Here is a 20095-nt window from a genome sequence, read left to right as displayed (position 1 = left end):
CTTGCCCCTTCCTATCTAGACGCGATATGCCAATTCCAGGCCCAATAGGAAACCCCATGACACTTGCACAGAAAATCGCCTGGGACGACACGGTCCTGCCCTTTCAATTGGACAATTGCGATGTTCGCGGACGCGTCGCGCGCCTTGACGGCGTGTTGGAAGGCATTCTGCAACAGCACAATTACCCGGCCCAGGTCGAGGCGCTCATTGCCGAGATGGCGCTCTTGACCGCGTTGATCGGCCAGACGATCAGCCTGCGTTGGAAGCTGCAGCTTCAGGTGCAGACCAAGGGCGCGGTGCGGATGATCGCCACCGATTACTATGCGCCGACCGAAGAGGGCGAGCCGGCGCGCATCCGCGCCTATGCCTCCTTCGATGGCGATCGGCTCACCGATGAGGTGCCGTTTGCGCAGCTTGGCGAGGGGTATTTTGCCATCATGATCGATCAGGGCGAGGGCACGACCCCCTATCAGGGGATCACGCCGATCGCGGGTGATAGTCTCACCAGCTGTGCCGAGGCCTATTTCGCGCAGTCCGAGCAATTGCCGACGCGGTTCAAGCTCAGCTTTGGTCAGTCGACCGAGGCGGGGGCGGCCGAGCATTGGCGCGCGGGCGGCATCATGCTCCAGCATATGCCCAAGGCGTCGCCCCATGCCAAAGGCGGCGGCAGCGGCGAGGGCGGGCTGTTGCAGGCCGCCGATCTGGTCGAGGGCGAGGATGGCGAGAATTGGGGTCGGGCGAATGTGTTGCTCGACACCGCCGAAGAGCTCGAGCTTATTGGGCCGTCGGTGGCGCCGAGCGAGCTGCTCTATCGGCTGTTCCACGAAGAGCAGCCGCGGATTTTCGACACGCAGCCGGTGCGGTTTGGCTGCACCTGTTCCGAGGACCGTGTGCGCCAGAGCCTGTCGATCTATTCGGCCCGCGATATCGCGCATATGACCACGGAAGAGGGGCGTGTGACCGCGGATTGCCAGTTCTGCGGGCGGCATTACGATCTCGATCCGGCGACGCTCGGGTTCGAAGCGGGTGGCAATGACGATTGATCTGCAGGAGGGAGCGCTGGATCGGGTGATCCGCGCCCTTGGGCGGCCGATGCGGCCGTCGTCGGATTTCGATCTGAACCCGGATGTGGTGCTGCCCGAGGGGCGGCGGCTGCGTCCGGCGGGGGTGCTTGTGCCGATCCTCCTGCGGCCCGAGGGGGCGCGCGTCATTCTCACCAAACGCTCGTCGGCGATGCGCCATCACCCGGGTCAGATTGCCTGTCCCGGTGGCAAGCAGGATGAGGGCGATGCCGATGTCGTGGCCGCCGCGCTGCGCGAGGCGCATGAGGAGATCGGGCTCGACCCGCGCAATGCCGAGGTGCTGGGGCAATTGCCTGCGCATGAGACGGTGACATCCTTCACGGTGACGCCTGTGGTGGCGCGGGTGCGGGCTGCGTTTACCCCGGTGCCGGAGGCCGGTGAGGTGGCGGAAGTGTTCGAAGTGCCCCTCGATCATGTGCTCGATCTGGGGCGCTATCGCATCGAGGCGCGGCGCTGGCGGGGGATGCGGCGGCGCTATTACGTGGCGCCGTTTGGGCCCTATTATATCTGGGGAGCGACGGCGCGGTTCCTGCGGCAATTGGCCGAGGCGGTGGCCGATGAGGATTGAGGGCGATTGGCTCGATGCGGCGCCGCTCAGGGCGGTGTTGGCGATGCTGGAAGAGGCCGGGCATCGCGGGCTCATCGTGGGTGGGGCGGTGCGCAATGCGGTGATGGGGCTGCCGGTCACGGATATGGATATTGCCACGGATGCGCGGCCCGAGAGGGTGATGGCGCTGGCGGAGGCGGCGGGGCTACGGGCGGTGCCGACGGGGCTCGACCATGGGACGGTGACGGTGGTGAGCGGCGAGGAGCCGTTTGAGATCACCACCTTTCGGCGCGATGAAGAAGCGGATGGGCGGCACGCGAAAGTGGCCTTTACCGACGATCTCGCAGAGGATGCGCGGCGGCGCGATTTCACCATGAATGCGCTCTATGCCCAAGGCGACGGGACGGTGATCGACCCGGTGGATGGGGTCGCGGATGCGCGGGCCGGGCGGGTGCGATTCATCGAGGATGCGGGGCGGCGGATCGAGGAGGATTACCTGCGAATCCTCAGGTTTTTCAGGTTCAACGCAATCTACGGTCGGGACGGTCTGGACCCCGAGGCGCTGGCGGCGATTGCCGAACATCTCGACGGGTTGGAGCGGCTCGCACGAGAGCGGGTGGGGGCCGAGATGCGCAAGCTTCTGGCCGCGCCGGAGCCGTCGATGAGCCTTGCGGCGATGGCGCAGTGCGGGGTGTTGATGCGGGTCTTGCCGGGGGCGGATGTGAGCGCGGTGCCGGTTCTGGTGGCGCTCGAGACCCAGGCCGGTGCGCCGCCGGAGGCGATGCGGCGGCTGGCGTTGATCGGCGGCGAAGAGGTGGAAGACCGGCTGCGATTGAGCAAAAACGAGACGTCGGTATTGCGTCGGTATCGCGACGGCATCGCGGCGGTGGACGATCCGGCCACTCTCGGCTATCGGCACGGGGCCGAGGCGGCGCGCGATATCGTGCTGTTGCGGATGGCGCTGGGGCTGCCGCAGCCGGAGGATTGGCCCGCGCAGATCCGGCGCGGCGCCGGGGCGCGCTGTCCGGTGACGGCGCGGGATCTGATGCCCGCCTACGAGGGCGCGGCGCTGGGTGCGAAGTTGAAAGAGATCGAGGCCCGTTGGATCGCCTCCGGTTTCACCAAGACGAAAGAGGATTTGCTGTGAGCGCTGAAAGCTGGGTCATAGAACGGTTGGGCCATCATGGGGATGGCGTGGCCGAAGGGCCGGTCTTTGCGCCGATGACCCTGCCGGGCGAGGTGGTGACCGGGCGGCTCGAGGGGCAGCGGCTTTGCGATGTGCGGATCGAGACGCCGAGCGAAACCCGGGTGAGGCCGCCCTGCCGTCATTTCAAATCCTGCGGCGGCTGTGCGGTGCAACATGCCAGCGATGATTTCGTGGCCGAGTGGAAACAGGGGATCGTCGAGGCGGCGCTCAGGGCGCAGGGGATCGAGGCCCGCTATCTGCCGATGCATGTGAGCCCGGCGCAGAGCCGTCGCCGCGCGACGATTTCGGCGCGGCGCACGAAAAAGGGCGCGATGGCCGGGTTTCACGCCCGCGCCTCGGACGCGATCATCGACATTCCTGACTGCAAGCTGCTGCATCCCGATCTGTTGCGCGGCACCGCGCTGGCGGCGGAGCTGGCCGAGGTGGCGGGCAGTCGCAAGGGCGAGATTTCGATTGCCTGCACGGTGACGGCGGCGGGGCTCGATGTGGATCTGCGCGGCGCCAAGCCATTGGATGGGCCACTGCGGGCGGCGCTAGGCGATGTGGCGCGGCGGCAAAAGCTGGCGCGGCTCAGCCATGAGGGCGATGTGGTCTGCCAAGAGCTGCCGCCGGCGCAGAGCTTTGGCCGGGCGCAGGTGGTGCCGCCGCCGGGGGCGTTTCTGCAGGCGACGCGCGAGGGCGAGGCGGCGCTTGTCGCGGATGTGCGCGCGGCGCTGGCCGGGGCCGGGAAGGTGGTCGATCTGTTCGCCGGTTGTGGCACGTTCAGCTTTCCGCTGGCCGAGGCAGCGCAGGTTCATGCGGTCGAAGGGGCGCGGGACATGATCGACGCGCTGCAGGCGGGGTGGCGCAATGTGCAGGGGCTCCGGACGATGACGGCGGAGGTGCGCGACCTGTTTCGTGATCCGCTTCGGGCCGAAGAGCTGCGGGAGTATGAGGGCGTCTGTCTCGATCCGCCAAGGGCGGGGGCAGAGGCGCAGGTGCGCGAGCTCGCCCAGAGCGATGTGGCGCGGATCGCCTATGTGTCCTGTAGCCCGGCGAGCTTTGCCCGCGATGCGCGGCATCTCTTGGCGGCGGGCTATGAGATGGGGCCGGTCCGGGTGGTGGATCAGTTCCGCTGGTCATCGCATGTCGAGCTTGTCACCAGCTTTGCGCGGCCGGAGGCGTCGTAAGGGCGCATTCGCCAGATTTTTAACGGTTCCGCGCATGTCCCCCCTGTTGCGAGGCGCCGAGATGCGTTAATTTGCGGCAGCAGGCATAAGACCAGTGGGGCAGTGTAAATGAGATACCTGATGTTGATGGTGGCCCTGATCGGCGCGGTTGCGCTTTCGGGGTGTAGTTCCAAATTCAAAACCTATAACGGTCCGGAGGTGACCCATGTTCTCGTGAACAAGGGGGCGCGGCGGATGTATCTGCTGCATCACAACCAGGTGCTCAAGGCCTATGATATCGATCTTGGCTTTGCGCCCGAGGGGCACAAGCAGTTTCAGGGCGATGGCAAGACGCCGGAAGGCCGCTATGTGATCGACCGGCGCAATCCGAACAGCGATTTCCACCTGTCGATCGGGCTCGATTATCCGAACATGCGGGACCGGGCCTATGCGCTGGCGCAGGGCAAGACGCCGGGTGGCGATATCTTTATCCACGGCAGACCGAACACCAAGAAAAAGGGCAATGGCCCGGATTGGACGGCGGGCTGTATCTCGGTCAAGGACCGCGAGATCGAGGATATCTATGCGATGGTGAAGAACGGCACGCCGATCACCATCACGCCCTAAGCCGTTGGGTTTTGAGAGGGTGGGATGGGCCGTCGTGGCCCATCCGTGAGATCAGACTGGCGTGAGATCAGGTCATTCTGGGCCTTAGCGGCCCATGACGAGGGTCCACCAGATCTTGCCATTGTCTTCCTGCAGCCAGGAAAAGCCCAGCTCGCGGGCGGCGGGATCGAGGATCACGCGGCGCGAGCCTTCTTCTTCCATCCAGGCGGCGAGGGTTTCGAGCTCTGTCTCGTAGGTTTCCGAGATCGCTTCGCCCACCAGCTCGCCGGTGTAGCCGACGCGGCGCACCCGGTCGATCGGCGAGGAGCCGTCGGAGCCGAAATGCCAGGGGCGGTTTTGCACGCTCATGTCGCGGGCATGGGTGGCGGCGGCGGCGGTGAGCTGAGCGTTGAGCGCCACCGGGGCGGCACCTTTGGCCTCGCGCAGAGCGTTGACCGAGTCGAGCATCCGGTACTGAATGCGCGAGGTATCGGCATTGCGGATGCGATAGACCTGCGGGAGAGGTTTGCCATCGGGGCCGATTGTCGACACAGGTGCGGGAGCACATGCGCTGAGCGTCAGCAATGCGGTTGCCAAGATAGCCAGAAGTCGTGTCATGTTGCCCTACCAGATCAAATTTTGAACACCGACCCTCTCTAGTGAATATCCTGTGGCATATCAAACCCGCATCGGCGGAGGAACGTCAGTGCACATTGGTTTGATTTGTCACTGCGGCATTCGCGCCATATATAGTCAGCTGTAGCTTTGACGAGGATAACTGGAGACAAGGTATGTCCATGACTGTGAAAAGCCCCCTGAACAGACGTCATTTCCTGATGGGTGCCGCCGCCTGTGTTGGCGCGCCGGCCATGGCCCAGGATCTCAACAGCGCCTCGACAATCGAGATGGAACAAGACATTTCGAGCAAGGTGCGGCGCAATGTCTCTGCCTTTCGGTCGCTGGACTGGCAGCCCTATTTCTCGAATCTGAACAATGGCGCGGTGCTGGTCGATATCGATTCGCGGGCGCTGCATTTCTGGACCGAGTCGGGCGAGTATTTCCTCTTTCCGTCGAGTGTGCCGATGAGCGAAGAGCTCACCCGGCGGGGCCGGACCAGTGTTGTGCGCAAGGTGGAGGGGCCGGAATGGCGTCCGACGCCTTCGATGCTCGAACGGAATCCGGATTGGCCGACCTATGTCGGGCCGGGGCCGGACAACCCGCTTGGCACCCATGCGCTCTATCTCAGCTGGACCTATTACCGGATCCACGGCACCCATGACACGCGCAAGATCGGGCGGCGGTCGTCGAACGGCTGTATCGGGCTTTACAACCAGCATATCGCCCAGCTCTACGGGATGACCAAAGTTGGTACGCAAGTGTTGCTAATTTGACAATCCCGTGTGGATTGTGTGGCGGAGATGAAAATCGTGTTTGCAAGCGAACGGGTTAGCTGATTATTCGGCGGTCACGAGATAAGTCATTTTGCCGGACGTCTCAGGAAAATGGCGCCCGGCCAATACTGGAGAAGACCATGAAAAAACTCGCACTCGCCGTTGCTTTCGCTGCTGCTGCCACCACCGCTTCGGCCGGCAACCTGTCCGAGCCCGTGATGGAAGCCCCCGTCATCGTTGAAGAAACCGCTGCAAGCTCGTCGGCTGCTGGCGTTTGGGTTCCGCTGCTGCTGCTGGCCGTTGTGGCCGCGGTTATCGCTGCAGACTAATACGTCCCTCACAGGACAGGAAAAAGGCGGTGGAGTTTCCACCGCCTTTTTTCGTTTCAGCCCAAGGCCTTAGGGGGTCAGGAGACCCAGCCGCCGAGGTTTTCGCGGATGATCGCGGTGAGGGCTGCGACGTGATCGGGCGTGTCGTTGAGGCAGGGGATATAGGTGAAGCTCTCGCCGCCGGCCTCTTCAAAGCTTTCGCGGATCTCTTCGTTGATCTCTTCGAGGGTTTCGATGCAATCGGCGGAAAAGGCCGGGGCGATGACGGCGATGCGTGTCTTGCCCTCGTCGCGCGCGAGGCGGGCGACCTCTTCAACGGTGTAGGGGCGCAGCCAGTCCTCGGGGCCGAAGACCGATTGGAACGTGGTGGTGATCCGGTCCGTGTCCCAGCCCAGACGTTCGCGCAGGAGTCGCGTCGTTTTCTGACATTGGCAATGGTAGGGGTCGCCCTGGGTCAGGTAGCGCTGGGGCATGCCGTGGTAGGAGACGACGAGCATTTCGGGCGGCGTATCAGTCTCTGAATAGGCTTTTTCGACGGATTGCGCGAGCGCGTCGATATAGGCGGGATTCTCGAAATAGGGTTCGACCACGCGGGCGGTGGGCTGCCAGGTCTCTTCCATCAGGGCGCGGAAGAACTGATCATTGGCGGTGGCCGAGGTGGCCCCGGCATAATGCGGGTAGAGCGGGAAGAAGAGGATGCGGGTGCAGCCCGCCGCCACCATCTCGCGCACCTTGGAGGCGGTCGAGGGGTTGCCGTAGCGCATGCAGAAATCAACCATGACCTGATCGCCGTAATCGGCGGTGAGCGCGGCGCGGATGGCGTCGGTCTGATCGCGGGTGATGGTCATCAGCGGGCTTTCATCCCGCTCTTCGTTCCAGATGGATTTATAGGCTTTTCCGCTGGCAAAGGGTCGCTTTGTCAGGATGATGCCCTGCAGGATCGGCTGCCATTTCCATTTCGGATAGTCGATGACGCGCTTGTCCGAGAGAAATTCGCTCAGGTAGCGGCGCATGGACCAGTAATCGGTGCCATCGGGGGTGCCGAGATTGGCCAGCAGGATGCCGGTGCGGCCATGGCGCAGGGCCGGGTGGTCGTTGGGGGCGTGGTCGGGGCGTTGGGCGTCGAGCGTCATGTCACATCTTTCTCGCGGTCATCAGGCCCCAGATAGGGGGTGGGGCCGGGGCGTCAATCTTTGAGCTTGGTTTCCTCGGTGCCGAGCGCCGCGGCGAGGCTGGCGGTGGCGGAGCCGGGGCGCAGGGGCTGTGGCTGTGACGGGTCGGGAGCCCAGCCGGTGAGGAAAATAAGGTCAAACGTGGCTTGGAGTCGGTCCTCGCCATGGGGGAAGTTATTGGCATAAAGCGTCTCGGCGCGGGCCATGACGTCACGTCGGGCAAAGCGCCGGGGGCGTGATGTGAGCGCATTTGTCTCACCCATGGCGCGCAGATCCTGCATCAGGTGGCGGGCCGAGCGATAGGCGGCGGTGAGCGGCACGCTGTCGGCGACCGGGAGCGCATAGCCCGCCCGCTGCATCAGCGCGCCGAGGTCGCGGATCTCGGCCATGGGCGCGACGCGGGCCGAGAGCCCGCCGCGCATATCGCTTTCGGCCTGGGCCAGCGCGGCGCGCAATTCATGCAGGGTCTCGCCGCCGAAGAGCACGCCGAGAAACAGTCCATCGGGGGCCAGCGCCCGGCGGCATTGGATGAGCTGACCCACCGGGTCATTGGCCCAATGGAGCGCCATGGCATGGATCACCAGATCATGCGCGCCGGGATCGAGCGCGAGCGTCTCGGCATCCTCGACCAGCGTGGCGCCGGGCAGCACATCGGCCCAGAAATCCGGCATCCCGGTGACAATGGCGGGTTTGGTAAATTCTTTATTAACGATCGCCAGCCGATCATGGATCTCGTCGCGGGCGGTTTCATGCAGGAACAGCGCCGGGGCGCGGGCGGCGCGGGCGCGGTTGCGGCAAAGGGCCTGGCGGTCGGTCAGCTGGGGAGGCGTGGTCATGGCGCGGAAATATACATGAACGGGGGCGTAGTCCAATCCGTTCTGCAAACCCTCTATCCGCCGCGGTGTCTTGGCTGTGGGGCGCGGGTCGAGAGCGACTTTGGTCTGTGCGGGCCGTGCTGGCGCGAGACGCCGTTCATTTCGGGGCTGGTCTGTGACGCCTGTGGCATTCCGTTGCCCGGTGAACAGGGTGAGCCGGGCGGGCCGGGGGCGGAGCCTGCGCAATGCGATGCCTGTCTGGTGCGGGTGCGGCCCTGGGCGCGGGGGCGGGCGGCGATGCTCTATGAGAGCATGGGGCGGCGGCTTGTTCTTGGGCTCAAACATGGGGACCGGCATGATGTGCTGCGCCCGGCGGGGCGGTGGCTCGCGCGGGCGGGGCGGGAGATATTCGCGCGCAATATGCTCATCGTGCCGGTGCCTCTGCATTGGACGCGGCTGGTCAAACGGCGGTTCAACCAATCGGCGCATCTGGCCGAGGCGCTGGCGCGGGAAACCGGGCTAAACCACAGGCCCGATGTGTTGATCCGGGCGCGCGCCACTCCGAGCCTTGGGGGCATGGGCCATGATCACCGGTTTCAGACCATGGCCGGGGCGATCACCCTGCGCGAGGGGCAGCGGCGGCGGATTGCCGGGCGGTCGGTTCTCATCGTCGATGACGTGATGACCTCGGGGGCGAGCCTGTCGGCGGCGGCGGAGGCGCTTGTAACACATGGTGCCGCAGAGGTGAGCATCTTGGTACTGGCAAGAGCGGGCCGTGCGACTTAGGTATTGGGCAACGCAATGATGCAGGTGCCCAAATGAAACAAGTCGAGATTTACACATCGCCGCTCTGCGGCTTTTGCCACGCCGCCAAGCGGCTTCTGAAGGAAAAGAACGTCAATTTCACCGAGATTGACGTGCTCGAGAACCCGAACCGCAAGCCGGAGATGATCCAGCGCGCCAATGGCGGGCGGACCGTGCCGCAGATTTTCGTGGGCGACACCCATGTTGGCGGCTGTGACGACCTCTATGCGCTGGAGCGGGCCGGGAAGCTGGACGCTCTGCTCGCCGCATGAGCGTGCTGCGGGCGGGATTGATCCAGATGACCGCCGGGGATGACCCGGCGGCCAACCTGCCCGCGACCGAGGCGCTGATCCGCGAGGCGGCGGGCAAGGGCGCGACGCTTGTCCTCACGCCGGAGGTGACGAATTGCGTCTCGTCGAGCCGTTCGCATCAGCGCGAGGTGCTGCGCCATGAGGGTGAGGATGAAACGCTCGCCGCGCTGCGAGCGCTGGCGGCGGAGCTTGGGATCTGGCTGTTGATCGGGTCGCTGGCGGTGAAGACCGAGGATGCGGACGGGCGGTTTGCCAATCGCAGTTTCCTCGTCTCGCCCGAGGGGGCGATCACCGCGCGCTATGACAAGATGCATATGTTCGATGTCGAGATTTCCGAGAGCGAAAGCTATCGCGAAAGCGCGGGCTATCGTCCCGGCGAACGGGCGGTTGTGGCGCAGGCGGGCGAGGCCTGCCTCGGGCTCAGCGTTTGTTACGATGTGCGGTTTGCAAAGCTCTACCGCGCCCTGGCGCAGGCGGGGGCGCAGATCCTGACGGTGCCCGCGGCGTTTTCGCCGGTCTCGGGCGCGGCGCATTGGGAAGTGTTGCTGCGGGCGCGGGCGATCGAAACCGGGTGTTTCGTGCTCGCCCCGGCGCAATGCGGCCAGCATCCGGCAGGCCGTGGCAAGCCGCGCGAGACCTGGGGGCATAGCCTCGCGGTGGCGCCCTGGGGCGAGGTTCTCGCCGATGGCGGAGACGCAACCGGGGCGATTATCGTTGATCTGGACCTCGCGGAAGTGGCACAAGCGCGACAGCGTATTCCTTCGCTCACACATGATCGCAGCTTCGAGGGCCCAAGACAGGATGCATGAATCGGCAACAAGTTCGCTGGCGGTGGCGCTCTTTGGCGAGATCCTGATCTCGGACCAGATGATCCGCAGCCGGCTGAACCGGGTGTTGCCGAAGGGGATGGAGATTTCGCATTTCACCCTGCTCAACCATCTGGCGCGGAGCGGCGAAGAGCGCAGCCCGGCGCAGCTTGCCAAGAGTTTTCATGTGACGCGCGGGGCGATGACCAACACGCTGAGCAAGCTCGAATGGGCGGGCTATGTGCATATCCGGCCCGATTGGGACGATGCGCGGCGCAAGATGGTGTCGATCAGCCCGGCGGGGCGCGCGGCGCGCGATGCGGCGGTGGCGGCGATCACGCCGATCATTTCCGAGATGGTGACCGAGCTGGGCGAAGACCGGGTGCGCGGGGCGTTGCCGGTGCTGCGGGGCCTGCGCGCCAAGCTCGAAGAGGCGGAGTGATCAGGGGGCGAGGCTGGCGGTGACGTAGTTCACGCTCAGATCGCGGTCCGAGATCGACCAGGACCAGGCAATCGGGTTGAAGACAAAGCCCTTGCGGTCGACCGGCGACAGGCCCGCCTGTTTCAACAGATCATAGAGCTCGTCCGGGGTGATGAATTTCGACCAGTCATGGGTGCCCTTGGGCAGCCAGCGCATGACATATTCGGCGCCGAGAATGGCCATGGCAAAGCTCTTGGGGTTGCGGTTGATGGTCGAGCACAGATGCAGGCCGCCGGGTTTGAGCAGACGGCGGCAGGCGGTGAGGAAATCGAGCGGGTCGGCCACATGTTCGACCACTTCCATATTGAGCACCACGTCGAATCTCTCGCCCGCGTCGGCCAGCGCCTCGGCGGTGGTGTGGCGGTAGTCGATGTCGAGCCCGCCCTGTTCGGCATGGAGCCGGGCGACAGGCAGGTTGCCCTCGGCGGCATCGGCCCCGATCACCGTGGCGCCGCGCCGCGCCATGGGTTCGCTCAGCAGCCCGCCGCCACAGCCGATGTCGAGAAGGCGCAGCCCGGCAAAGGGGCGGTCCTCGCGCAGGTCGCGGTCAAATTCGGCGGCGATCTGCGTGGTGATATAGTCGAGACGGCAGGGATTGAGCATGTGCAGCGGCTTGAACTTGCCGTTCGGATCCCACCATTCGGCGGCCATCGCCTCGAATTTGGCGACTTCTGCGGGATCGATCGTGCTTTGCGCGGCTTGCATTTCGCTCTCCATATGCTCATCTGTCACCGCTTTGCTATATAGGACGGTGATGGACAAGTTTCCCGAACAAAAAACCGCGGTGCAATATCTCTATCCGCCCATCGAGCCGTTTGACCGGCGGATGATGGATGTGGGCGAGGGGCATCACATCTATGTGGAACAGTCCGGCAATCCCGAGGGCCGTCCGGTGGTGGTGCTGCATGGCGGGCCGGGGGGCGGCTGTAGCCCGGCGATGCGGCGCTATTTCGATCCGGAACAATATCGCATCATCCTGTTCGATCAGCGCGGCTGTGGCCGGTCGCGGCCGCATGCAGAGGTCGAGAACAACACGACATGGCATCTGGTCGAGGATATCGAGGCGATCCGCAAGGCGCTGGAGATCGAGCGCTGGATCGTGTTTGGCGGGAGCTGGGGCGCGACGCTGTCGCTCATCTATGCGCTGAGCCATCCGGACCGGGCGGCGCATCTGGTGCTGCGCGGCGTGTTCCTGATGACGCAGGCCGAGCTCAAATGGTTCTATGGCGGCGGCGCGGGGCAGTTCTTTCCCGAGACCTGGGCGCGGTTTCAGCGGCTCATCCCCGAGGTCGAGCGCGGCGATATGATCGCGGCCTATCACCGGCGGCTGTTTTCCGGCGACCGGGCGACCGAGATCACCTATGCCAAGGCCTGGTCGGCCTGGGAAAACGCGCTGGCCACTGTGCGCAGCACCGGGATGATGGGCGACGCGCCAGCAGAATATGCGCGGGCCTTTGCGCGGCTGGAGAATCACTATTTCACCCATGCCGGATTTCTCGAGGCCGATGGCTGGATCGAGAAGAACATCGCGCGGATTGCCCATGTGCCGGGGACGATTGTGCAGGGCCGCTATGACATGATCTGCCCCCCGGCGAGCGCCTGGCGGCTGGCCGAGCGCTGGGGCCGGGCCGAGCTGCGCATGATCCCGCTGGCGGGCCATGCCCTGTCCGAGCCGGGGATCAGCGCCGAGCTGGTCAAGACCATGGATATGCTGGCGCGGGGCTAGGCGCGGGGGCCAGTGAGGCGGCAATCTGGCCTGTCTGACCCTAGCCCCTTGCAGACTCGGGCCAAGAGGCGTATATCCCCCTCAACAGCGGCGCAGACGGGTCTCTCCCAGATGCTCCACCGGGAAAGATCAACGGGCCGCGGGCCCGTTTTTTTGTATTTGGACGACTGATGAGCAATGACCTGATAGCCAAGGCAGCGATCGACCGGCGTTTGGCCGAGATCGTGACCCCCGTGATCGAAGATCTCGGGTTTGAGCTGGTCCGGCTGCGCCTGATGGGGGGCAAGACCGACACGTTGCAGATCATGGCCGAGCGCCCCGAAGGCGGGATCGAGGTCGATGAATGTGCGCGGATCAGCACCGAAGTGAGCGCGGTTCTCGATGTCGAGGACCCGATCATCGAGGCCTATACGCTCGAAGTGTCGAGCCCGGGCATCGACCGGCCGCTGACGCGGCTCAAGGATTTCGAGACGTTTGAGGGCTATGAAGCCAAGATCGAGACCTCGGAGCTTATCGACGGGCGCAAACGCTTTAAGGGCGTGCTGGCCGGGGTCGAGGGCGAAGAGGTTCTGATCAATGTGGAAGAAGGCACGATCGGTCTGCAGTTCGACTGGCTGGCCGATGCCAAGCTGGTCCTGACCGACGAGCTGATCAAGGAAATGCTGCGCCAGCGCAAGGATGCGGGCGTGTTGGATGAAGAGCAATTTGACGCGATCGAGGATGACGCGTCAGAGGAGGAGTAAAGATGGCGATTACCTCTGCAAACCAGCTTGAGCTTTTGCAAACGGCCGAGGCCGTGGCCCGCGAAAAGATGATCGATCCCGGTCTCGTGGTCGAAGCGATGGAAGAGAGCCTCGCGCGGGCGGCCAAGAGCCGCTATGGCGCCGAGATGGACATTCGCGTCAGCATCGACCGCAAGACCGGCCGCGCCACCTTTACCCGGGTGCGCACCGTGGTCGAGGAAGAAGAGCTCGAGAATTATCAGGCCGAGCTCACCGTTGAGCAGGCCAAGCAATATCTCGACGATCCCAAGGTCGGCGATCAGTATATCGAAGAAGTGCCGCCGGTGGACATGGGCCGGATCGCGGCGCAATCGGCCAAGCAGGTCATCCTGCAGAAGGTTCGAGAAGCCGAGCGTGATCGCCAATACGAAGAGTTCAAGGACCGCGCCGGCACGATCATCAACGGCATGGTCAAGCGCGAAGAATACGGCAATGTCATCGTTGACGTGGGCCGGGGCGAAGCCATCCTGCGCCGCAACGAGAAGATTGGCCGCGAGAGCTATCGCCCGAATGAGCGCATCCGCTGCTATATCAAGGATGTGCGCCGCGAAGCCCGTGGGCCGCAGATTTTCCTGAGCCGCACCGCGCCGGAATTCATGGCCGAGCTGTTCAAGATGGAAGTGCCCGAGATCTATGACGGCATCATCGAGATCAAGGCCGTGGCCCGGGATCCCGGGTCGCGCGCCAAGATCGCCGTGATTTCCTATGACGGGTCGATCGACCCGGTGGGCGCCTGTGTCGGTATGCGCGGCAGCCGGGTGCAGGCCGTCGTCAACGAGCTTCAGGGCGAGAAGATCGACATCATCCCGTGGAACGAAGATCAGCCGACCTTCCTCGTCAACGCGCTGCAGCCGGCCGAAGTGTCGAAAGTGGTTCTCGACGAAGAGGCCGAGCGGATCGAAGTGGTGGTGCCGGAAGAGCAGCTGTCGCTGGCCATTGGCCGTCGCGGTCAGAACGTGCGTCTGGCGTCGCAGCTCACCGGGCTCGACATCGACATCATGACCGAGGCCGAAGACAGCGAACGCCGTCAGCGCGAGTTCGAAGAGCGCACCAAGCTGTTCATGGACACGCTCGATCTCGACGAGTTCTTTGCCCAGCTGCTGGTCTCCGAAGGCTTTACCAACCTCGAAGAGGTGGCCTATGTCGAGCAGGACGAGCTTCTGGTCATCGACGGGGTGGACGAGGACACGGCGGGCGAGCTTCAGGCACGGGCGCGCGATGTTCTCGAGGCGCGGGCCAAGGCGGCGCTCGAACGGGCGCGCGAGCTCGGGGTTGAGGACAGCCTGGTTGAATTTGAGGGGCTCACACCCCAGATGATTCAGGCCCTGGCCGAGGATGGCGTGAAGACGCTCGAAGATTTCGCCACTTGCGCGGATTGGGAACTGGCCGGTGGCTGGACCATGCAGGACGGTCAGCGGGTCAAGGATGATGGCATCCTCGAGCCCTTCGACGTCTCGCTCGAAGAAGCTCAGGCCATGGTGATGACCGCCCGCGTGATGCTGGGCTGGGTCGATCCTGCCGATCTCGAAGCCGAGGAAGAGGACGAGATCGACGCGGATGCCGAAGCCGGCGATTCAGCCGAGGAGGCCGAGGCCTGATTCTTCAGGCCTCGGGCGTCGAGCATGGGTCGCGGTGGGCACCCCAAAGACCGGTCGGACGGTCCCGAGCGTAAATGCATCGCCACGGGGGAGGTATATCCCGTGGCGCAGCTTTTGCGTTTCGTGGTTGGACCAGATGGCCAGGTCGTCCCTGATCTGGCGGGCAAACTGCCCGGGCGGGGGATCTGGGTGCTGTCCGAGCGGGCGGCGCTCGACAAGGCGGCGACGAAGGGGCTGTTTGCCCGCGCCGCGAAACAACCGGTCACTGTGCCGGACGGTCTGACCGATCTGGTCGAAGGCATTCTGGCGCGGCGGGTGGTTGATCTGATCAGCCTCGCCCGCAAGGGCGGCTATGCGGTGTCGGGCTATGAAAAGGTCAAGGATTGGCTGTGGCGCGACGACGCGATTGCGCTGATCCAGGCCCATGACGGTTCGGAGCGCGGCAAATCAAAGCTGAGCACGCCGCAGGGCGGAAAATTCATCGGGTGGCTGAGCGCAGACGAACTGGGCCAGGCATTCGGGCGGCAAACCTCCATACACGCGGCATTGCGTGCTGGCGGTTTGGCGCATCGTGTTGTAGAGGAGGCGCAAAGGTTGAAGGGCCTGCGTGTCTCGGACGGCGGTGACAGCCGCCGGAAAGGAAGTAAAACCAGATGAGCGACAACGACGGTAAAAAGACTTTGGGTGTACGTGGTGGAGGTTCCCGTCCGGGGAATGTGAAGCAGAGCTTCAGCCATGGCCGCACCAAAAACGTCGTGGTGGAAACCAAGCGCAAACGCGTCGTCATGCCGAAACCCGGCGGCGCGGCGGGTGGAGCTGCGTCGAAATCCCTGGCCGGGGGTGACCCCAGCAAGCGCCCCGCAGGTATCACCGATGCCGAGATGGAGCGCCGCCTGAAGGCGTTGCAAGCCGCCAAGGCCCGTGAGGGCGAAGAAGCCGCCCAGCGCGAAGCCGAGGAAAAGGCCCGCGAAGAAGAGCGCCAGCGCCGCCGCGAAGAGGCCGAGGCCAAGGAACGCGAAGAGCGCGAACGCGCCGAGCGGGCCCGCCAGAAGGCCGAAGAGGACGAGCGCAAGCGCCTCGAGAGCGAAGAATCCGCCAAGAAGGCCGCCGCTGCGGCCTCTGCTGCCGTGCCGGATGAGCCCGCAGCCCGTGGCGCGCCTGCCAAACAGGCCCAGCCCGCGCGCAAGCAGGACAACAAGACCGACCGCAACGAGCGCCCGGCGCGTGGCAAAGGCCGCGACGATGGCCGCCGCTCGGGCAAGCTGACGCTGAACCAGGCGCTGTCTGGTGGCGAAGGTGGCCGTCAGAAATCGCTCGCCGCGATGAAGCGCAAGCAGGAACGTGCACGTCAGAAGGCGATGGGCGGCAATGAGGCGCGCGAAAAGGTTGTCCGTGAGGTCAAGCTGCCCGAGGCGATCGTCGTCTCCGAGCTGGCCAACCGTATGGCCGAGCGGGTCAGCGACGTGGTCAAGGCCCTCATGCAAAACGGCATGATGGTCACCCAGAACCAGTCGATCGATGCCGACACCGCCGAGCTCATCATTGAGGAATTCGGCCACAAGGTGACGCGCGTGTCGGATGCCGACGTCGAGGATGTGATCGACGCGGTCGAGGACAAGCCCGAGGACCTGCAGCCGCGGCCGCCGGTCATCACCATCATGGGCCATGTCGACCACGGCAAGACCTCGCTTCTGGATGCGATCCGCGACGCCAAGGTTGTCGCGGGCGAAGCCGGGGGCATCACCCAGCATATCGGCGCCTATCAGGTGACCACCGAGAGCGGGACGGTTCTGTCCTTCCTCGACACGCCGGGCCACGCCGCCTTTACCAGCATGCGGGCCCGTGGGGCGCAGGTCACCGATATCGTGGTTCTGGTGGTTGCCGCGGATGACGCGGTGATGCCGCAGACCATCGAGGCGATCAACCACTCGAAGGCCGCAGGCGTGCCGATGATCGTGGCGATCAACAAGGTCGACAAGCCGTCGGCCAACCCGGACAAGGTGCGGACCGATCTGCTTCAGCATGAAGTGATCGTCGAAGCGATGTCGGGCGAAGTGCAGGATGTCGAAGTCTCTGCCGTGACCGGTCAGGGCCTCGATGAGCTTCTCGAAGCCATCGCGCTTCAGTCCGAGATCCTCGAGCTCAAGGCGAACCCGAACCGCGCCGCCGAAGGTGCCGTGATCGAAGCGCAGCTCGATGTGGGCCGAGGCCCGGTTGCGACCGTTCTGGTGCAAAAAGGCACGCTCAAACAAGGCGATATCTTCGTCGTGGGTGAGCAATACGGTAAGGTCCGCGCGCTGATCAGCGACACGGGCGAGCGCGTCCAAGAGGCGGGCCCGTCGGTGCCGGTCGAGGTTCTCGGCCTCAATGGCACGCCCGAGGCTGGCGACGTTCTCAACGTGGTCGAGACCGAAGCGCAGGCCCGCGAGATTGCCGAATACCGCGAGAAGGCGGCCAAGGACAAACGTGCCGCCGCCGGTGCTGCGACCACGCTCGATCAGCTTCTGGCGAAGGCCAAGGAAGATCAGAACGTGGCCGAGCTTCCGATCCTGGTGAAGGCCGATGTGCAGGGTTCTGCCGAGGCCATCGTTCAGGCGATGGAGAAGATCGGCAACGAAGAGGTGCGCGTGCGTGTGCTGCATTCGGGCGTTGGCGCCATCACCGAGAGCGATATCGGCCTGGCCGAAGCCTCTGGCGCACCGGTTCTGGGCTTTAACGTCCGGGCCAATGCCCCGGCACGGAACAGCGCCAACCAGAAGGGCGTCGAGATCCGCTATTACTCGGTGATCTACGATCTGGTGGATGATGTGAAAGCGGCGGCGTCGGGTCTTCTCGGGGCGGAAATCCGCGAGAACTTCATCGGCTATGCGAAGATCAAAGAGGTCTTCAAGGTCACTGGCGTTGGCAAGGTTGCCGGCTGTCTCGTGACCGAGGGCGTTGCCCGCCGCTCTGCCGGTGTGCGTCTGCTGCGCGACGATGTGGTGATCCACGAAGGCACGCTCAAGACGCTCAAGCGCTTCAAGGACGAGGTGCCCGAGGTGCAGTCCGGTCAGGAATGCGGCATGGCCTTTGAGAACTATGACGATATCCGTCCCGATGACGTGATCGAGATCTTCGAGCGCGAAGAGGTCGAGCGTTCGCTCGACTGATCCGGGGCGACCCTCGAAAATTGATCAAGGCCCGCGGCGGATGTCGCGGGCCTTGGTGTTTCTGGGGCTGGGGCTTGGTTGGTGGCGCGTTTCAAGGCGCGCAAACGCAAACCGCCCGGACGGACCGGGCGGGCGATAGGTCAGATGCTGTGGTCAAATTCTGTGGTCAGATGGGATCAGGCGGCGGCCTGAACGGTGCTGATCGGCTGGCCGACGAAGATCTGATCGCCGACGCGCACCTGCACGCGGCCATCGGGCAATTGCCCTTCGAAAATACCTTGAACTGATACACAGCTTCCAAGCCGAATGGTGCGCAGCATGCCATATCCCCCGAATGACGCCTCATATGTCGTGACAGATTGCGGGTTGCGCGACACCTGTGCACGAAGCGGAAACAATTGCCCCGCTTGCCCTGAATTATTGAACAGGGCCGAGCAAAGTCAACTCAAAATTGCACGAAATTCCTTACCATTCGTTAACGAAACAGGGGATTTCGAGCGTATTTTCGCCTGATTCAGAGCCAATCGCGCAGAATCGGGATCAATGGCAGGTCGGCGGGCGGCATCGGGTAGTCGTGCATATCGAGCGGCCGCACCCATTTGAGCGCCTGACCCTCGCGGCCCTGCGGCACGCCCTCCCATTTGCGGCAGGCAAAGAGCGGCATCAGCAGGTGGAACCCTTCGTAGCTGTGGCTGGCGAAGGTGAGTGGCGCGAGGCAGCTTTGCCAGGTTTCGATGCCGAGCTCTTCGTGCAATTCGCGGATGAGCGCCACTTCGGGCGTCTCGCCCGGTTCGACCTTGCCGCCGGGAAATTCCCACATGCCGGCCAGCGATTTGCCCTCGGGGCGCTGGGCGAGCAGGACGCGCCCATCGATGTCGATGAGCGCGACCGCAGAGACGAGAACCGTTTTCACGAGCGATAGTCTGCGTTGATGTCGATATAGCCGTGGGTGAGATCGCAGGTCCAGACATGGGCCTTGCCGCCACCGAGGCCGAGATCGACCGCGATGCAGAGTTCCTGACCCTTCATATAGGCGGCGGCGTCCTCTTCGCGGTAGTCGGGGTTCACCCAGCCCTTGTTGGCGACGAGAATGTCGCCGAACCAGATCGACAGCGTGTCGCGGTCGGCCGGTGCGCCGGATTTGCCCACCGCCATGACGATGCGGCCCCAGTTGGCGTCCTCGCCCGCGATGGCCGTCTTGACCAGCGGTGAGTTGGCGATGGCCATGGCATGGGTGCGGGCATCCGCGTCCGACGAGGCGCCGGTGACGGCGATCTCGACGAATTTGGTCGCCCCTTCGCCGTCGCGCACCACTTGATGCGCGAGGTCGAGCATGACCCGGCGCAGCGCCTCCATGAAGCCCACGGAGGTTTCGTCGATGCGCACGCCCGAAGTGCCGGTCGCCGCCATCAGCAGGCTGTCGGAGGTCGAGGTGTCGCTGTCGACGGTGATGCAGTTGAAGGTCTGGTCATTGAGCGCCGAGACCATGGATTGCAGAACCTCACGGTCGGCGGCGGCATCGGTGAAGATATAGACCAGCATCGTCGCCATATCCGGCGCGATCATGCCCGAGCCCTTGGCGATGCCCGCGATGCGCACGGTCTTGCCGTCGATCTCGACCTCGGTCTGCGCGCCTTTGGGGAAGGTGTCGGTGGTCATGATGGCGCGGGCGGCGGCTTCGATCCCGCCCGCGTCGAGTTTCTGGCTCAGCTCACCGATCTTGGCGGTGATCCGGTCATGCGGCAGCACCTCGCCGATCACCCCGGTGGAGGAGGTGAAGACGCGGCTTTCGGGCAGGCCGAGGACGCGGGCGACCTCGGTGGTGACAGCGGTCACCGCCTCGACGCCGCGCTTGCCGGTAAAGGCGTTGGCATTGCCCGAGTTGACGAGGATCGCGGCGCCCGCATCGTCATGCTGGCCGATCTTGGCCTGACAATCGAGCACCGGCGCCGAGCGCGTCGAGGACCGGGTAAAGACCCCGGCCACGGTGCTGCCCGGGGCGAGATGGGCGAGCATCACATCGGTGCGCCCGGCATAGCGGACGCCGGCCTCGACGGTGGCGAAACGCACACCGTCGATCACCGGAAGCTCGGGAAACCGCGCCGGAGCGAGCGGAGAGACCGGAAGAGCCTTGGCCATGA

The 20095-nt window shown here is 64.4% G+C and carries 23 protein-coding genes; 16 read left to right on the top strand and 7 right to left on the bottom strand.

Annotation, left to right across the window (positions count from 1 at the left end; all coding sequences use genetic code 11):
* Positions 1-56: 56 nt before the first annotated feature.
* The 5 genes from hslO (at position 57) to WA237_RS04455 (ending at position 4611) form a co-directional block, all read left to right on the top strand.
* Positions 57-1043 (top strand): Hsp33 family molecular chaperone HslO, encoded by a 987-nt coding sequence (hslO, locus tag WA237_RS04475; protein WP_336096820.1) that lies wholly within the window; start codon positions 57-59, stop codon positions 1041-1043.
* Entirely contained in the window at positions 1033-1650 is a 618-nt protein-coding gene (locus WA237_RS04470) for a CoA pyrophosphatase (protein ID WP_336096819.1), read from the top strand. Before hslO ends, WA237_RS04470 begins: the two co-directional genes overlap by 11 nt.
* A complete protein-coding gene (locus tag WA237_RS04465) occupies positions 1640-2776 on the top strand; it encodes a CCA tRNA nucleotidyltransferase (RefSeq protein ID WP_336096818.1) in 1137 nt (378 codons plus the stop codon). Before WA237_RS04470 ends, WA237_RS04465 begins: the two co-directional genes overlap by 11 nt.
* Complete coding sequence (locus tag WA237_RS04460; RefSeq protein ID WP_336096817.1) at positions 2773-4005, top strand: class I SAM-dependent RNA methyltransferase; 1233 nt, start codon at positions 2773-2775, stop codon at positions 4003-4005. The genes WA237_RS04465 and WA237_RS04460 overlap by 4 nt, the downstream gene beginning before the upstream one ends.
* Before the next feature lie 120 nt (positions 4006-4125).
* A complete protein-coding gene (locus WA237_RS04455) occupies positions 4126-4611 on the top strand; it encodes a L,D-transpeptidase family protein (protein ID WP_009813343.1) in 486 nt (161 codons plus the stop codon).
* A gap of 84 nt (positions 4612-4695) precedes the next feature.
* Here the strand turns inward: WA237_RS04455 and WA237_RS04450 are convergent, their stop codons facing one another.
* Entirely contained in the window at positions 4696-5208 is a 513-nt protein-coding gene (locus WA237_RS04450) for a CAP domain-containing protein (RefSeq protein WP_040617912.1), read from the bottom strand.
* A 179-nt stretch (positions 5209-5387) separates the two neighbouring features.
* On the opposite strand from WA237_RS04450, the gene WA237_RS04445 reads away from it, so the two are divergent.
* Both WA237_RS04445 and WA237_RS04440 read left to right on the top strand, forming a co-directional pair.
* Positions 5388-5981: a L,D-transpeptidase gene (locus WA237_RS04445; protein WP_336096816.1), complete on the top strand. Its 594-nt coding sequence runs from the start codon at positions 5388-5390 to the stop codon at positions 5979-5981.
* Between the two features lie 140 nt (positions 5982-6121).
* The gene (locus WA237_RS04440; protein WP_009813340.1) at positions 6122-6310 is read left to right on the top strand and encodes a hypothetical protein; all 189 of its coding nucleotides are present in this window, start codon (positions 6122-6124) and stop codon (positions 6308-6310) included.
* 77 nt (positions 6311-6387) lie between these two features.
* Here the strand turns inward: WA237_RS04440 and hemH are convergent, their stop codons facing one another.
* Both hemH and WA237_RS04430 read right to left on the bottom strand, forming a co-directional pair.
* Complete coding sequence (hemH, locus tag WA237_RS04435) at positions 6388-7443, bottom strand: ferrochelatase (RefSeq protein ID WP_336096815.1); 1056 nt, start codon at positions 7441-7443, stop codon at positions 6388-6390.
* Positions 7444-7496: 53 nt separating this feature from the next.
* A complete protein-coding gene (locus WA237_RS04430) occupies positions 7497-8318 on the bottom strand; it encodes a methyltransferase domain-containing protein (RefSeq protein WP_009813338.1) in 822 nt (273 codons plus the stop codon).
* Positions 8319-8333: 15 nt separating this feature from the next.
* Between WA237_RS04430 and WA237_RS04425 the strand changes: the two genes are divergently transcribed.
* The 4 genes from WA237_RS04425 to WA237_RS04410 are packed head-to-tail and all read left to right on the top strand — an operon-like array spanning position 8334 to position 10660.
* Positions 8334-9083 (top strand): double zinc ribbon domain-containing protein, encoded by a 750-nt coding sequence (locus WA237_RS04425; RefSeq protein ID WP_336096814.1) that lies wholly within the window; start codon positions 8334-8336, stop codon positions 9081-9083.
* A gap of 32 nt (positions 9084-9115) precedes the next feature.
* Complete coding sequence (gene grxC / locus WA237_RS04420; protein WP_009813336.1) at positions 9116-9373, top strand: glutaredoxin 3; 258 nt, start codon at positions 9116-9118, stop codon at positions 9371-9373.
* 5 nt (positions 9374-9378) lie between these two features.
* On the top strand, positions 9379-10221 hold the full coding sequence (locus WA237_RS04415; protein ID WP_336096938.1) for a carbon-nitrogen hydrolase family protein: 843 nt from the start codon (positions 9379-9381) through the stop codon (positions 10219-10221).
* On the top strand, positions 10214-10660 hold the full coding sequence (locus WA237_RS04410; protein ID WP_009813334.1) for a MarR family winged helix-turn-helix transcriptional regulator: 447 nt from the start codon (positions 10214-10216) through the stop codon (positions 10658-10660). The genes WA237_RS04415 and WA237_RS04410 overlap by 8 nt, the downstream gene beginning before the upstream one ends.
* Here WA237_RS04410 and ubiG read toward each other — a convergent pair whose 3' ends face one another.
* Positions 10661-11404: a bifunctional 2-polyprenyl-6-hydroxyphenol methylase/3-demethylubiquinol 3-O-methyltransferase UbiG gene (gene ubiG, locus WA237_RS04405; RefSeq protein WP_336096813.1), complete on the bottom strand. Its 744-nt coding sequence runs from the start codon at positions 11402-11404 to the stop codon at positions 10661-10663.
* A 49-nt stretch (positions 11405-11453) separates the two neighbouring features.
* On the opposite strand from ubiG, the gene pip reads away from it, so the two are divergent.
* The 5 genes from pip (at position 11454) to infB (ending at position 17954) form a co-directional block, all read left to right on the top strand.
* The gene (pip, locus tag WA237_RS04400; protein WP_009813332.1) at positions 11454-12425 is read left to right on the top strand and encodes a prolyl aminopeptidase; all 972 of its coding nucleotides are present in this window, start codon (positions 11454-11456) and stop codon (positions 12423-12425) included.
* Positions 12426-12595: 170 nt separating this feature from the next.
* On the top strand, positions 12596-13168 hold the full coding sequence (gene rimP, locus WA237_RS04395) for a ribosome maturation factor RimP (RefSeq protein WP_009813331.1): 573 nt from the start codon (positions 12596-12598) through the stop codon (positions 13166-13168).
* 2 nt (positions 13169-13170) lie between these two features.
* Complete coding sequence (gene nusA / locus WA237_RS04390) at positions 13171-14805, top strand: transcription termination factor NusA (protein ID WP_009813330.1); 1635 nt, start codon at positions 13171-13173, stop codon at positions 14803-14805.
* Between the two features lie 24 nt (positions 14806-14829).
* Positions 14830-15462 carry an RNA-binding protein gene (locus tag WA237_RS04385; RefSeq protein WP_040617909.1) on the top strand — a complete coding sequence of 211 codons (633 nt, stop codon included), beginning with the start codon at positions 14830-14832 and terminating at the stop codon, positions 15460-15462.
* Complete coding sequence (gene infB / locus WA237_RS04380; protein ID WP_336096812.1) at positions 15459-17954, top strand: translation initiation factor IF-2; 2496 nt, start codon at positions 15459-15461, stop codon at positions 17952-17954. Before WA237_RS04385 ends, infB begins: the two co-directional genes overlap by 4 nt.
* Before the next feature lie 176 nt (positions 17955-18130).
* Here infB and WA237_RS04375 read toward each other — a convergent pair whose 3' ends face one another.
* From WA237_RS04375 to argJ, 3 genes are all read right to left on the bottom strand, one after another.
* On the bottom strand, positions 18131-18274 hold the full coding sequence (locus tag WA237_RS04375) for a hypothetical protein (RefSeq protein ID WP_009813327.1): 144 nt from the start codon (positions 18272-18274) through the stop codon (positions 18131-18133).
* 194 nt (positions 18275-18468) lie between these two features.
* Positions 18469-18867: a (deoxy)nucleoside triphosphate pyrophosphohydrolase gene (locus WA237_RS04370; protein WP_336096811.1), complete on the bottom strand. Its 399-nt coding sequence runs from the start codon at positions 18865-18867 to the stop codon at positions 18469-18471.
* Positions 18864-20093 (bottom strand): bifunctional glutamate N-acetyltransferase/amino-acid acetyltransferase ArgJ, encoded by a 1230-nt coding sequence (argJ, locus tag WA237_RS04365; protein ID WP_009813325.1) that lies wholly within the window; start codon positions 20091-20093, stop codon positions 18864-18866. The genes WA237_RS04370 and argJ overlap by 4 nt, the downstream gene beginning before the upstream one ends.
* Positions 20094-20095: the final 2 nt, after the last annotated feature.

The organism is Roseovarius sp. CH_XMU1461 (assembly GCF_037027165.1).
Lineage (GTDB): Bacteria > Pseudomonadota > Alphaproteobacteria > Rhodobacterales > Rhodobacteraceae > Roseovarius > Roseovarius nubinhibens.
Note: the sequence above shows the minus strand (reverse complement) of the source record. Positions and strands in the feature narration are given on the sequence as shown.

Bases quoted from the DNA above. Each gene is read 5' to 3' on its own strand.
- hslO (WP_336096820.1), top strand. From the start codon at position 57: ATGACACTTGCACAGAAAATCGCCTGGGACGACACGGTCCTGCCCTTT.
- WA237_RS04470 (WP_336096819.1), top strand. From the start codon at position 1,033: ATGACGATTGATCTGCAGGAGGGAGCGCTGGATCGGGTGATCCGCGCC.
- WA237_RS04465 (WP_336096818.1), top strand. From the start codon at position 1,640: ATGAGGATTGAGGGCGATTGGCTCGATGCGGCGCCGCTCAGGGCGGTG.
- WA237_RS04455 (WP_009813343.1), top strand. From the start codon at position 4,126: ATGTTGATGGTGGCCCTGATCGGCGCGGTTGCGCTTTCGGGGTGTAGT.
- WA237_RS04450 (WP_040617912.1), bottom strand. From the start codon at position 5,208: ATGACACGACTTCTGGCTATCTTGGCAACCGCATTGCTGACGCTCAGC.
- WA237_RS04445 (WP_336096816.1), top strand. From the start codon at position 5,388: ATGACTGTGAAAAGCCCCCTGAACAGACGTCATTTCCTGATGGGTGCC.
- WA237_RS04440 (WP_009813340.1), top strand. From the start codon at position 6,122: ATGAAAAAACTCGCACTCGCCGTTGCTTTCGCTGCTGCTGCCACCACC.
- hemH (WP_336096815.1), bottom strand. From the start codon at position 7,443: ATGACGCTCGACGCCCAACGCCCCGACCACGCCCCCAACGACCACCCG.
- WA237_RS04430 (WP_009813338.1), bottom strand. From the start codon at position 8,318: ATGACCACGCCTCCCCAGCTGACCGACCGCCAGGCCCTTTGCCGCAAC.
- WA237_RS04425 (WP_336096814.1), top strand. From the start codon at position 8,334: ATGAACGGGGGCGTAGTCCAATCCGTTCTGCAAACCCTCTATCCGCCG.
- grxC (WP_009813336.1), top strand. From the start codon at position 9,116: ATGAAACAAGTCGAGATTTACACATCGCCGCTCTGCGGCTTTTGCCAC.
- WA237_RS04410 (WP_009813334.1), top strand. From the start codon at position 10,214: ATGCATGAATCGGCAACAAGTTCGCTGGCGGTGGCGCTCTTTGGCGAG.
- ubiG (WP_336096813.1), bottom strand. From the start codon at position 11,404: ATGCAAGCCGCGCAAAGCACGATCGATCCCGCAGAAGTCGCCAAATTC.
- pip (WP_009813332.1), top strand. From the start codon at position 11,454: ATGGACAAGTTTCCCGAACAAAAAACCGCGGTGCAATATCTCTATCCG.
- rimP (WP_009813331.1), top strand. From the start codon at position 12,596: ATGAGCAATGACCTGATAGCCAAGGCAGCGATCGACCGGCGTTTGGCC.
- nusA (WP_009813330.1), top strand. From the start codon at position 13,171: ATGGCGATTACCTCTGCAAACCAGCTTGAGCTTTTGCAAACGGCCGAG.
- WA237_RS04385 (WP_040617909.1), top strand. From the start codon at position 14,830: ATGGGTCGCGGTGGGCACCCCAAAGACCGGTCGGACGGTCCCGAGCGT.
- infB (WP_336096812.1), top strand. From the start codon at position 15,459: ATGAGCGACAACGACGGTAAAAAGACTTTGGGTGTACGTGGTGGAGGT.
- WA237_RS04375 (WP_009813327.1), bottom strand. From the start codon at position 18,274: ATGCTGCGCACCATTCGGCTTGGAAGCTGTGTATCAGTTCAAGGTATT.
- argJ (WP_009813325.1), bottom strand. From the start codon at position 20,093: ATGGCCAAGGCTCTTCCGGTCTCTCCGCTCGCTCCGGCGCGGTTTCCC.